The organism is Cupriavidus sp. 05T42, assembly GCF_056396345.1.
The window spans coordinates 182,026-195,074 of record NZ_JBFTLH010000005.1 but is presented as its reverse complement, the minus strand read 5'-3'; the positions used below and the strand labels follow the sequence as shown (position 1 = coordinate 195,074).

At 70.3% G+C, this 13,049-nt stretch carries 7 protein-coding genes; 2 read left to right on the top strand and 5 right to left on the bottom strand.

Annotated features, from left to right (window positions below; genetic code table 11):
• Positions 1 to 65: 65 nt before the first annotated feature.
• A complete protein-coding gene (locus AC1EJR_RS08815) occupies positions 66 to 923 on the bottom strand; it encodes a carbon-nitrogen hydrolase family protein (RefSeq protein ID WP_092292519.1) in 858 nt (285 codons plus the stop codon).
• A 36-nt stretch (positions 924 to 959) separates the two neighbouring features.
• Positions 960 to 5,342, bottom strand: coding sequence for a YhdP family protein (locus tag AC1EJR_RS08810; RefSeq protein ID WP_477112983.1), 4,383 nt, complete (start codon positions 5,340 to 5,342; stop codon positions 960 to 962).
• 208 nt (positions 5,343 to 5,550) lie between these two features.
• Between AC1EJR_RS08810 and glnE the strand changes: the two genes are divergently transcribed.
• Both glnE and rrtA read left to right on the top strand, forming a co-directional pair.
• Positions 5,551 to 8,418, top strand: coding sequence for a bifunctional [glutamate--ammonia ligase]-adenylyl-L-tyrosine phosphorylase/[glutamate--ammonia-ligase] adenylyltransferase (gene glnE / locus AC1EJR_RS08805; RefSeq protein ID WP_477106921.1), 2,868 nt, complete (start codon positions 5,551 to 5,553; stop codon positions 8,416 to 8,418).
• A 37-nt stretch (positions 8,419 to 8,455) separates the two neighbouring features.
• Entirely contained in the window at positions 8,456 to 9,037 is a 582-nt protein-coding gene (rrtA, locus tag AC1EJR_RS08800; RefSeq protein ID WP_092292525.1) for a rhombosortase, read from the top strand.
• Here rrtA and mprA read toward each other — a convergent pair.
• From mprA to recN, 3 genes are all read right to left on the bottom strand, one after another.
• Positions 9,034 to 10,668, bottom strand: coding sequence for an MprA protease, GlyGly-CTERM protein-sorting domain-containing form (mprA, locus tag AC1EJR_RS08795; RefSeq protein WP_092292527.1), 1,635 nt, complete (start codon positions 10,666 to 10,668; stop codon positions 9,034 to 9,036). The two genes, rrtA and mprA, sit on opposite strands and share 4 nt — an antisense overlap.
• 78 nt (positions 10,669 to 10,746) lie before the next feature.
• On the bottom strand, positions 10,747 to 11,187 hold the full coding sequence (locus AC1EJR_RS08790) for a hypothetical protein (protein WP_477105048.1): 441 nt from the start codon (positions 11,185 to 11,187) through the stop codon (positions 10,747 to 10,749).
• A gap of 66 nt (positions 11,188 to 11,253) precedes the next feature.
• Positions 11,254 to 13,044, bottom strand: a complete 1,791-nt coding sequence (recN, locus tag AC1EJR_RS08785; RefSeq protein ID WP_092292531.1) for a DNA repair protein RecN — start codon at positions 13,042 to 13,044, stop codon at positions 11,254 to 11,256.
• Between the last annotated feature and the right edge of the window lie 5 nt (positions 13,045 to 13,049).

Genomic DNA, 13,049 nt, shown 5'->3' with positions numbered 1-13,049 from the left:
TGTCCTTTCAGCATTCATTGAAGCCGGCACGGGCCGGCTTCAGATCGTAGTCGTTGGGGTAGATGCTACAGCACCCGATGGCGCAGCGCCGGCAGGTTCTGGCGGACTTCCGCCAGCCGCGCCGGGTCGATCACGCCGGCCACCACGCCTTCGCCCTCGGGCAGCACGCCAAGCACCTCGCCCCACGGATCGACCAGCATCGAGTGGCCCCACGTGCGGCGGCCGTTTTCGTGCTTGCCGCCCTGTGCGGCAGCCAGCACATAGCACTGGTTTTCGATCGCCCGGGCGCGCAGCAGGATCTCCCAGTGCGCCTGGCCCGTGGTGTAGGTGAAGGCGGCCGGCATCAGAATCAAGCTCGTGCCGCCGCCGGCGGCCAGATGGCGGTACAGCTCGGGGAAGCGCAGGTCGTAGCAGACCGACATCGCCACGCGTCCGCACGGCGCCTCGAAGGCCACCGGCTCGGTCCCGGCCAGGATGGTGCGGGACTCGTCGTAGCTTTCGGTGCCCTTGGTAAAGCCGAACAGATGGATCTTGTCGTAGCGCGCCACGCGCTCGCCGCGCGGGTCGAAGGCGAGCGAGGTGTTGTAGACCCGGCCTGCGTCGCCGCAGTGCAGCGGCAGCGTGCCGCCCACCAGCCAGATCCGGTGGCGTCGCGCGGCATCGGCCAGGAATTGCTGCACCGGCCCGTCGCCGTCCTGCTCGCGAATCGCGACCTTGTCGGTCTCCTGTCGGCCCATCATGCCGAAGTACTCGGGCAGCAGCACCAGTTCGGCACCGCCGCGCACGGCTTCGGCGATCAGCGCGTCGGCGCGGACGAGATTGGCATCGAGCGATGTGCCCGTCACGGTCTGCACGGCGGCGACGCGGAACGGGGCCGAAGGTGTGGCGGAAGGTGCGGCTGAAGGCGGGGCGGAAGCGGTCATCGTGGGGCGTCCTGTGTCTGGGCGGCCAGCCGGTTCCTAGCGAAGGAACTCGGTCGCGCGGTCCTGGATCGACGGCTGTCGGGGCTTATTGTCCTCCACTTTCGTGATCTTGGGATCGGCCCAGGATCCGGACACGTGATAGTGCAGCGTGAACACCTTGGAGAACTCGTCCGCGAACAGCAACTGGGCGGCCAGCGTGCCGATGCCGAGCACCGGATTGATGAACGCGGCCGCCACCGAGGTAGTCGTGGCGTTGATGCGCGGCACCACCGAGACCTGGAGGTCCTGGGTCTCGCGCAGCAGGTTGGCCGTGCCGCTCATCGACGCCATCATCTGGCTGCTCTTGAGCTGGAATTCGTCGATCTTGCCGACGCCGTTCTCGATCGTGCCGCTGCCGGTCAGGTCGTCGAAGACCACGCCCCGGTTGGACAGGCTGCGGAAATCGAGCGTCGCGAACTTCAGCAGGCTTTGCAGGCTCAGCACGCCCAGCAGGCGCGCGGCGCCCGGCTCCACGCTGAGGATCTGGCCATTTTCCAGTTTCAGCGAGAGCCGGCCGGACAGCGACGGGTAGTCGATCGACAGCGGCGAGCCGCGCCACGCGATGCGGCCTTCGAACGCGCCCTTGCCGTCGCGCAGCGTGTGCGCCATGCCCATGCGGTCCAGCACGTCGCCGGCGTCGCGGATGTCGAGCTTGAAGTTCAGCAGCGTGCGGCGGCCCTCGGTGGGAGAGGCGTTGCCGCTCGCCACGGCATCGCGCAGGCGGCGCGGTACGCGCCAGGTGCCATTGCCGGTCAGCGTGGCGCCCGGCTGTTCGATGGTGAGGTTGTCCAGCGTCCAGACTGGCTCGTTGCCGGCGTGGCTGGTGTGCGCCTTGACTTCCAGCTTGCCGAAGTCCTTGCCGCGCAGGATGAACTTGTCCGCCACGAGGTCCAGGGCGGGCAGTTCCTCGATATTGCGCGCCATGGTGTCGACGGCATGGCCGTCATCGGCGGCTTCGGGGATGTCCAGCCGCGACAGCCGCACGGACAGCGCGCCGGACGGCGTGTTGGCATCGCGCCGCCATTGCGCCGTGCCGGCGATCTGGCGCGAGGTCATCTGCGCGTTCCAGCCGCTGCCTTCGCGGGTGGCGTCGAGCGAGACGTCGTCGAGGCTGCGTCCGAAGGCATCGAGCGCCTTGGCGCGCACGGTCACGCGCTCGGGCAGGAAGGGCGAGTTGCGATCGACGTTGTTCGGGTTGTCGCGGCCCGGCGCGGCCGGCGATGGCGCCGTGCCGCCCAGCGCGTTGCGCCAGGCATCGACGTCGAACCGCTCGGCGGTCAGTGCGGCCGTGACGCCGGTGGCCGGCTGCGGCGCCGGCTGGCCCACGCCGATGCCGCCCGAGATGACCTCCAGGCCCTCGGCGCCGCGCCGCAGGACATAGCGCGCCGCCACCGCGTTGCCCAGTTGCACGGTCAGATCGTCCTGCCCGGCGCGGGCCGCCGCCGTGGCGGGACGCAGGTCGAAACGCAGCGGCATTTCCTGCGCAGCCGTCTTGACCAGCGGCGCCGGCAGGTTCAGCGCCATGCCGACGAGGCTGGAGCCCACCTGGATCTGGAGATGCGTGTCGCGGATGCCGATCTCGGCGTTGTAGGCGGTGGCGCCTTCCATATGCGTGCCCGCGCTGCTGCCCGCCGCGGCCAGCGCGTCGCGCAGGCCGGCCGCCGTGGCGGTGCCGCCCACGGTCACGCGCGTGGTGCCGTCGGACTGGGTGCCGCCTCCGATCCGCGTCTCGCCGCCAAGGAAGCGGCCGCGCACGTTATCGAGCCGGAAGCCGTGCTCGTTGAAGGCCACCACGCCGGTCGCGCCGTAGAGCGTGGGCAGTTCCGGGAACAGCGTCACATCGTTGCCGGGGAAGCGGAACTGGCCGTCGACCTTGGTGCCGGCTGCGTGATGCAGCGGCAGGTCGAGTTTCAGCTTCAGGTCGCCCTGACCGGGTGCGTGTGAGTTTTCCGTCACGTTTCCGGTCCAGCCCTTGACCGGGGTATTGGCGATGAAGCGCAGGAAGCTCTGCACCGGCCCGTTGGCCATGCCATCGATCATCAGGTGGCCGTGGTCGCTCAGATCGTCGATGCGGCCGTTGACGTTCTGCAGCACCACGCCCGGCACGCCGCGCACTGCCGCGCGCTTGGCCAGGAAGGTCAGGCTGCCGCGCTCGAACATCACATTGCCCTGGATGTCGGTGAAGTCGGGCCAGGCCGTGCCGGCGTTGGCATTGCTATTTCCGTTGCCATTGGTCTTGCCGTGGCCGTTGCCATTACTGTTGCCGGTCACGCCACCATTCACGTTCGGCCCGGTCTCGTGCGGGGCCACCTGGTAGCTCACGTTCTGCACCGGAATCTCGGCGCGGAAGTCGCCCGCCTTCTGGAACGGGGGATGGAACGGGAAGTGGGCCAGGTCGCCCTTGATCAGGAACTTGGCGCCGGTGGCCTCACCGCCGACCAGCGCGCCGCCCAGGTAATGGCGCGTGCTGGGCAGCGTCAGCGGCAGGTAGCGGACGATGCGGTTGGCCAGGGCGCGGTCCAGTTCGCCCGAAATATCGGCGATGCCGCCATGGCCGTCGCCGCCGGCGTGCCAGCCGCCGCGCACCGTGCCGGCCGTGTCGGCGTTGGCAAAGCGCACGCCATCCGTGTGCACCGCGAGCTTGCCGGACTCCTGCGTCCAGCGGATCTCGCCGCGCAGTTCGTCGAACGGGATGCGCGGCTCCTCGAACACGCCCGGGAACATCAGCGCGGCATCGGTGCTGTCCACGCGCGCGGTGCCCTGGCGGTCATCGAAACTGAAATTGCCCGAAATCTGGGCGAAGCCGGGCGTGCCGGCGCGGGGCAGGCCATCGGCAGCCATGGCCGGCACGGCCGGCTGGCTGTTCACCGAAACCTTGCGCAGCGTGCCCTGCACGGCGTAGTGGGATGCCCCCGGGGCGCGTGACAGCCTCCCGGCGCGGTCGCGCGACCACGCCACGTCGAGGTTGTCGATGTGGCCGGCCGGCTGGAGCGCGCGCAGTTGGCGTAGCAGCGCGGTGTCCAGCGGCAGGGAGGTGGCGAGCGCGCGCACCGTGTTCAGGTCGAACGTGGGCGCCTTGAGCGCGAACTTGCGCAGTTCGCCCTGGTTGTCGCGGGTCCAGTTCACGGTGACCTTGCGCATGCCTTCGCGCCAGGACGTATCGGCGCTCGAAGGCGGCCCGGCCAGCGGCTCGGGCTGCCAGAGCAGGGTGTCGATGGTCAACTGGTGGTTGCCGGCACGGTCGCCCTTGTGCAGCAGCAGCGCCTGCGCGTTGGCCAGCTTCAGCGGCTCGGCGGCGCCGGCCAGCTGCAGGTCCACGCCCGTGGCGCGCATCCGCATCTGGCTGCCGATCAGGTGGCCTTCGCGGAAATCGACCGACCCGGACGTGCTGAAGACGCCGCTGTCCACGTGGTCGAAGATGGCGAGGTAGCGCTGCACCACCGGCAGCTGCATCTGGCTGAAGTCCCAGTTGGCCTGGCCGGTCCAGTGGCGCCAGTCGCCGGTGGCGCGCAGGTAGTCGTGACGCAGCGCGGCCTGGAAGACCAGTGGCTGGGGCGCCAGCGAGGCGCTGCGTGCCTCCAGCCGGACCGTGTGCTGGGCGCCGTTGCGGTGCGCGGTGAAATGGATGTCGGCCACGTCCAGCTGCGGCAGGCGGGCCTTTTCGTCGAGCCAGCGCAGGTTGCCGCTCATCAGCTCGATATGGCCCTGGGCCAGCAGCCAGTTCAGGAGCGGATCGTCATTGGTCGTGGACGGGTGCGCCTCGATCGGCACGCCGGCCACCAGCAGGCGGCCCTCGGGCGTGCGGCGCACGAGCACATCGGTGCGCTCGGCCATCAGGCTGGCGAACTGCAGGGTCAGCGCCGGCACGGAATGCCAGGAGAGCTTGCCGTCGAGGGTGCCGGCGGAGAGCAGCACGCGCTGCTGGCTGTCCACGGCGCGCACGTTGCGCGCGCGGAACGCCGGATGCCAACCGTCCCAGAATGTATCCAGTTCGCCGATGGTCAATTGGGCGGTCAATGCCGCCGAGCCTTGCTGCTCCAGCCACTGGCGCGCAGTATGGGCCTGCGGCCACAGCACGAAGCGGATCAGCAGCACCGCCACCACGGCGAGTGCGGCCAGCGCCAGCACGATGCGCACCAACATTCGCCAGAGCCGGGGCCAAACCGGATGCACGACGCCGGCACACAGCGCGCGCCAGCCGCTACGGGCGGCCGCACGCAGCCGCGCACCCACGCCGGACGCCACGCTGGGCGCGGGTGCGGAGGAGGATTGAGAAGCCTGGGAAGACTGCCCGGCGGTGGCGGCGGACGCCTCGGCAGCGGCGCTGGCGGACGTTGAACCGTCGGCGGGCGCGGCAGGGGCGGCGGGGCGTCTGGACATGCGCAGATTATCCGACAATACTAGCCGCTCTCCAAAGTGGTCGATAAGGGTGCGTTGTTGCGCCACCGCGTATCGCCACGGCGCCTGCCCGCATTGCAAAGTTACTGGAATGACTGTCCCTGATCCGACGAGTTCCGCCGCGGGCGCCGCCCCGGCTCACCCCCTTCCCACCGAGGCGCCGGATGCGCCGCCTGGACCCATCGGCAACATGGTCGAAGGGGCCTATGCCACGGTGATGGCCAGGGAGTTACCCGCCACGGATTCCAATGCCGCCGGCGAGGGCGACGTATTGTACTCGGGGCAGGCCTCCCATTACGCCCGCCGCGTGCTCCAGGCGCGCCCCGAACTGGCCGCCGTGGTGGCCGATGCCGCCCGGGCGCCCCTGACGCGTGCGTGGATGGAGTCGCGGCTGCAGGCGCTCCACGCCCCGTCCGCCGATGCCGAAGCCGCCGCCGCCCAGGCGCTGCGCCGGCTGCGGGCCGAAGTCATGTGCGTGGTAATCGAGCGCGACCTGCGCGGGCTGGCCCCGCTCGGCGAGATCACGGGGGCGATGACCGACCTCGCCGAACTCGGCATCCAGTTCGGCCTGCGCGTGCTCGGCGACGACCTGGCCGCCACCTACGGCCGGCCCACCGGCGCCCAGAGCGGCGAGGTGCAGGAACTGGTGGTGGTGGGCATGGGCAAGCTGGGCGGGCGCGAACTCAACGTCTCGTCAGATATCGACCTGATCTTTCTTTATGACGAGGATGGCGATACCCAGGGCGGGGCGCGCAGCCTCTCGAACCACGAATATTTCATCCGAGTGGGGCGGCGCCTGATCAACCTGCTGTCCGAGGTGACCGCCGACGGCTACGTGTTCCGCGTGGACATGCGGCTGCGGCCCAATGGCGATGCCGGCCCGCTGGTGTGCAGCCTGGGCATGCTCGAGGAATACCTCGTCGTGCAGGGCCGCGAGTGGGAGCGCTACGCGTGGATCAAGGGCCGCGTGGTGTCCGCGCTGGACACGCCGCACGCCACGCGCACCGCCGCGCTGCTGGGCCGGCTGACCACGCCGTTCGTGTTCCGGCGCTACCTCGACTATGGCGTGATCGCCGCCATCCGCGCGCTGCACGCCCAGATCCGTGCGGAAGCGGCCAAGCGCAGCGGCGGGCTGGCCGGCCACGGCGTGAACCAGCGCTCGTTCAATATCAAGCTCGGGCGCGGCGGCATCCGCGAGATCGAGTTCATGGCGCAGGTGTTCCAGTTGATCCGCGGCGGCCAGGACCCCGCGCTGCGCGTGCGGCCGACGCTCGAAGTCCTCGACGTCGCCGTGGCCCGCAACCTCCTCCCGGCGGGGCAGGCCGAGCAGTTGGCCGATGCCTACCGCTTCCTGCGCCAGCTGGAACACCGCCTGCAATACCGCGACGACGCCCAGACCCACCACCTGCCGACCAGCGAGGATGAACAGCTGGCCGTGGCGCGGATGATGGGCTACGAGGACTGGCCTGCGCTGGTCGCCCAGATGGATGGGCTGATGGCGCCCGTGGCGCAGCAGTTCGAAGCCACCTTCGCCGATCCGTTCAGCGACCCGGACGCGCCGCAGTGCGAGGCGCTCTGGCCCGAGATCGTGCGGGAAGGGCAGGGCTCGCGGCCCACGCAGGACGGTCCGGACGAGACCGATCCCGAGTCCTCGCCATGCCAGCGGCTCCAGGCGGCCGGCTTCAGCGACTGCACCGGCCTCTACGACCGCCTGCGCGCCATCGCCACCTCGGTGCGCTACCGCGCGTTGTCCGAGTCGAGCCGGGCGCGCTTCGACCAACTGGTCAACCGCGCGCTCGACCTCGCCAACAAGCAGGACGATGCCGACAGCACCATCGCCCGTTTCCTCGATTTTCTCGATGCGATCAGTCGGCGGGCCTCGTATCTTTCGCTGCTGTCCGAGTACCCGCAGGCGATGGATCGCGTCGCCCAGACGCTGCATGCTTCGCGCTGGGCGGCGGCCTACCTGACGCGCCATCCGCAACTTCTGGACGAACTGCTCGATAGCGAGGCCCTGGCGAGCGCGCCGGACTGGCCCGCCTTCCGTGCCCGCGTGGCCGAGCGCCTGCAGGTGGCGCACGGGCAGATCGAGATGCAGATGGACATCCTGCGTCGCGAGCACCATGCCGAGACCTTCCGGATCCTGCTGCAGGACCTGCACGGCCTGCTAACGGTGGAGCAGGTGGCCGACCGTCTCTCCGATCTGGCCGATGCGATGCTCGAAGTCACGCTCGGGGCGGTCTGGGCCCAGTTGGCCACGCGCCACACCGAGACACCGCGCTTCGCGGTCATCGCCTACGGGCGGCTGGGTGGCAAGGAGCTGGGCTATGCGTCCGACCTCGACATCATCTTTCTTTATGACGATGACCACGAGCGCGCGCCTGACGTCTACGCAGCCTACGCTCGCCGCCTGATCACGTGGCTCACGAGTCACACGGCGGCCGGGATGCTGTTCGACGTGGACATGCGGCTGCGGCCCAACGGCGCGGCGGGGCTGCTCGTGACGAGCTTCGACGCGTTCCGGCGCTACCAACTGCGCGAGGGCGACAACACGGCCTGGGTCTGGGAGCATCAGGCGCTCACGCGGGCGCGCTGGTGCGCCGGCGACAGCGAGATCGGCGCGCGCTTCGAAGCACTGCGCGAAGAGGTGCTGCGACAGCCGCGCGACGCCGCCGCGCTGCGCGACGAAATCGTGCAGATGCGTGCCAAGGTGGCCGAGGGCCATCCCAACCCCATGCCGCTGTTCGACCTCAAGCACGACCGGGGCGGCATGGTCGACATCGAATTCACGGTGCAGTACCTCGTGCTGCTGCACAGTGGCGCGCATCCGTCGCTGACCGGGAACAAGGGCAATATCGCGCTGCTGCGCATGGCCGGCGAGTTGGGTTTGATCGACAAGACCGTCGCTGTGGCCGTGGGCGATGCCTACCGGCTATTCCGCGCACGCCAGCACAAGCTGCGGCTCGATGGCCAGGACCAGGCGCGCGTGCCGCCGGCGTCCGTGGCGGAGCAGGCCACGCAGGTGCGAGCCCTGTGGAGCGCAGTCTTCGGTGAGTAGTTCGGCCCCGCCCCAGCCCGACCACGGCTGGCCGGCCATGCTGGCGACCATCGCCGGTGTGGCCGGGGTGGCCGCGCTGTTCACCTTCGTCCCCTGGCTGCACGCCCACGGGCTGTACCTGCGCGATGCCGTGCGGCTGGACGGCCAGTGGTGGCGCCTGGCCACGGCAATGTGGGTCCATCTGGACTGGCGCCACTATCTGGTCGACTTGGCCGCGGCCGCAGGCTTGCTGCTGCTGGCCGGCCGCGCCACCCGCATCCGCGAGATGCTGGCCGTGCTGGTCATCAGCGGGCTGGCCGTGCAGGTGGCCTTGCTAAGAATCCCCTCGGTCGGCTGGTACGGCGGGCTCTCCGGCGCGCTCCACGGCCTGGCCCTCTGGACCGGCCTGCGCCTGCTGCAAGCCCCAGGTGTCTCGCGCGTGATCGGCGTCATCACCTGCCTGGTGGTGATCGGCAAAGTCTGGACCGAGCAGTCCTGGCTCGCCGCTCTCGTCTTCGACCCCTCCTGGGGCTTCAGCATCGTCCGCGCGGCCCACGCAGCCGGCGCAATCGCCGGGCTGGCGTGCTGGGTCCTGCAGGAATGGTGGCGCACGCGGCGCGGGAATGACGCGGGGCGCTAGCGAACCCGCCGCCGCATCCCAAATCCCACCACCCCAATTCCCAGCAACACCACCGCGCTCCAGGGCGCGATGGCGCCACCGCCACCACCCCCGCCTCCGCTATCCGAGGCCACCGGCGCGGGGGCGGGGGTTGCCGTGGCGGCCGGGTTCGCGGCGGCCACCAGCGCGCCGTCGGCGTCCAGCAATCCTGCGCCGCATTTGCCGACGTTGGCACTGGCCGTGCAGTAGGTATTGGCGGGATGGGCGCGCGCGGAGCTTTTCAGGCCAGCGGTGACCTGGGCTGGCGTCAGCGCGCCGTTGACCGCGAACATCATCGATACCACGCCGGAGACCATCGGCGCGGCGAAGCTGGTGCCGGCCGAGTTGCTGATGACGAAGTTGCCGGCGGTGGTCGTGCCGGAATTGCTCAGCGTGCGGATCAGCGACGAGCCGCCGGGCGTGGAGCAGGTGGGTGTGTTGCCGACCATGACCACGCGCGAGTTGCCGCAGCCGCCGCCCGGGGCGCTCAGGGCGACCTGCGGGCCGACGTTGGCGAAGCTGGCGTTCTCGCCATCGTTCGCGTGAGCGGTGACGGCGATGACGCCGGTGCAGTCGGCGGGGGCTTCCACGGCACCGGCCGAATTGCCGGCTGCGGCCACGACCACTACGCCGGCGGCGTTCAGGTCGTTGACGGCCTGCTGTTCGATGGACGAGCAGCTGCCGCCGCCCAGGCTGATATTGACGACCTTGGCGGGCGTCGGATTGGCCGGCACGCCGGGCACGGCGAGCCCGCCGGCCCAGCGCATGCCATCGACCGTATCGGACAACAGCGCGCCGCAGCGGCCCGAGACGCGCACCGGCTGGATCCGCGCGGCCCAGTCCACGCCGGCGATGCCCACGCCGTTGTTGGTCAGCGCGCCCAGCACGCTGGCCACGCGCGTGCCGTGCCACGTGCTGTTGGCCTGTCCGCTGCCGTCCTGACACGTCTGGCCGGCCGGCACGAAATCGCCCGGATCGATCGGATCGCTGTCGCGGCCATCGCCGTCATTGGAGACGGCGGTGGTGCTGATGAAGTCGTAGCCAGGCACGAGCCGGTCGATCAGGTCGGGGTGGGGCAGGTAGCCGGTGTCGACCACGGCCACCACGATGCTGGCGTTGCCGCGCGAGCGGTCCCAGGCGCGTGTGAGGTTGGCGGCGCCCACGACCTGGCTCGGCAGGGCCATATAGGTCTGGGCGCTGGCGAATTCGGGGTCGTTGGGAATGGAGTCGTGCAGGCGCAGCCAGCGGTCGGGCACCGCATCGGCGATGCGCGGGTCCTGGCGCAGCCGCTTCGCCACCGTTTCGGGGTTGTCGCCCTTGGTGTCGGTCACGCTCATCAGTTGCAGCGTGCCCGCCATCGACCGCTTCACGCCGAGCGCCAGGCCCGTGTTGGCCTCCACGTTGCGCATCTGGGTGGACATCTGGGTGGAGGTGGCGGGCTGGCTGCCGTCCCGCCAGCGCACGATGTAGTTGCCCGTGTAGACCGGCGCGGCCCGCGCTCCGGCGGCGCCCTGCGCGGTCGCCGGCAGGCTCCAGCAGGCGGCTACCGCCAGCAGTGCGGCGGACAGCCCTTGGGCGGCGCGACGGCCGCGCTTCAGCGTGTGGTGTGGCATCTACGACTCCTGGGGGCGTTGGTAGTGCGATGCGAACTGCTGAACTGCTGAGCTACAACCTACAGGAAAACGGGCGCCTTATTGTGCGGGCATGTCCCGGGAAGTCGGCATGGTGCGATGCGGCTTGAGCGTGCGGTCCGACGTGGCCGATTCGACGCGCGGCGCGGCCTGGAGCGTGGTCACGGCCTGCTCGAGCGTGATGTCGGGCGCGGCCGTTATGGCGGTGACCAGCCACACGCCACCGGACATCGGCCGCTTCACCACGTACCGCACCGGGCCCTCGATCGTCGCCAGCAGCTTGCCGGCATCCTCGGACACCGTCACCTCGGGTGGTGTGAACTTGACGAGGATGTCGCCGATGGCGCGGTCGTCGGTGATGCTGCCGCGCGGCGGGGCGAACGATTTCGACTCCGACGCGCAGCCCGAGACGGCGCCCAGCGATGCCAGCGAAGCAGCGGCGGCCAGCGCCATCGCCAGGACCTTGCGGCGGGGGTGTTGCGGGGACTGACCAGCGGTCATGGGGCGAAGCTCCTGAAATCTGTATCTATATATATAGCGGGATGCGGACGTGGCGACGGTGCGGCTTTAGCCAGCAGCCCGGCGCGGGCGGCGCGAGCCCCCTTCGCGCGGGGTGGTGCTGGCCTGGTTGGCCGCAGGACTCGCGGCCAGTTCCGCAGCGCGTGCCCCTTGCGCCAGCATCTCCTGCGCGTGTTGCGTCGTCGTGGCGGTGACCGTGGCCCCGCCCAGCATGCGCGCGGTCTCGTTGACACGGCCCTCGGTGTCGAGCACGCGGATCCTGGACCGCGTGACGGCGGCCCGGGCCTTCGTGGCGTCGGCCGTCTCCTTGCTGACCAGCAGGTGCGTGCCGGCCTGCGCCGCCACCTGCGGCAGGTGGGTCACGCAGAGCACCTGCCGCGCGCGGCCCAGTTCCTGCAGGCGCCGGCCCACCACCTCGGCCACGGCGCCGCCGATGCCGGTATCCACCTCGTCGAAGATCAGCGTGGGCGTGGGCGCGGCTTCGCTCGTGATGACGGAGATGGCGAGGCTGATCCGCGCCAGTTCGCCGCCGGACGCCACCTTGGCCAGCGGGCGGGCCGTCACGCCGGCATGGCCGGCGACGAGGAATTCCACCTGCTCCAGCCCGTGGCTCTGGCCTTCGGCCTCGTCGAGCGGGTTCAGCGCCACCACGAAGGTGCCGCCGGCCATCGACAAGCCCTGCATGGCGTCCGTGACCGCGCCGGACAACGCCTTGGCAGCGGTCTTGCGTGCGGCGGACAGGTGCCGCGCCAGCGTCAGGTAGGCGGCGCGCGCGGCGGCCTCGCGGGCCAGCACCTTGTTGAGGTCTTGCGCGGACTGCAGGTCGTCGAGTTGCTGGCGGCGGGCCAGTAGTTCGTCCGGCAGTTGCTCCGGCGGCAGGCGATACTTGCGCGCCGCCGTGTGCAGTGCCTGCATGCGCGCTTCCACGGCCTGCAGGCGTTCCGGATCGAGTTCGAGCCGGTCGACGTAGCGCGTCAGCGAATGCGCGGCTTCCTCGACCTGCACCTGCGCCGGTTCCAGCGCGGCGAGCACGTCGCGTAGCGCGGGATCGACATCGGCCAGTTGCTGGATGCGGTGCACCACGCTGTTGAGCACGGACAGCACGGCGCCATCGGCCTCGGACAACGCGTCCAGCGCGGCGCGGCTGCCGTCGATCAGGCCGGCCGCGTGCGAGAGGCGGTTGTATTCGCCCTGGATCTCTTCCCACTCGCCCGCCTGCGGCGCCAGCTTGTCGAGTTCGCCAACCTGCCATTCCAGGCGCTCGCGTTCGAGCTGCATTTCGCGCGATTGCGACTCCACGGCTTCGCGCTGGCGCACGCAGGCGCGCCAGGCCCGCCACGCCTCCGCCACCGCGCCGGCCTGTTCGGTCAGGCCTGCGTGGGCGTCGAACAGGTGGCGCTGGGCGTCCGGGCGGAGCAGTAGCTGATGGGCGTGCTGGCCGTGGATGTCGACAAGCTGGTCGCCCACCTCGCGCAACTGGGTCAGCGTGGCCGCCGTGCCGTTGATGAACGCCTTGCTGCGCCCGCCTGCATCGACGGTGCGGCGCAGCAGCACGGTGCCTTCGCCGTCCAGGCCGGTTTCGTCGCCGGACAGTTCGCGCTCGGCCAGCCAGGCGTCCAGCGCCGCGTGCGTGCCGAAGGTGGCGCTGATGCTTGCGCGGGTGCTGCCTTCGCGCACCACGCCGGCGTCGGCGCGTTCGCCGAGCACCAGGGCCAGTGCATCGATCAGGATGGACTTGCCGGCGCCGGTCTCGCCGGTGAAGACGGTGAAGCCGGTGGTGAAGTCGAGGTCGAGCGTATCGACGATGACGAAATCGCGGATGGACAGGCTGCGGAGCATCGTGG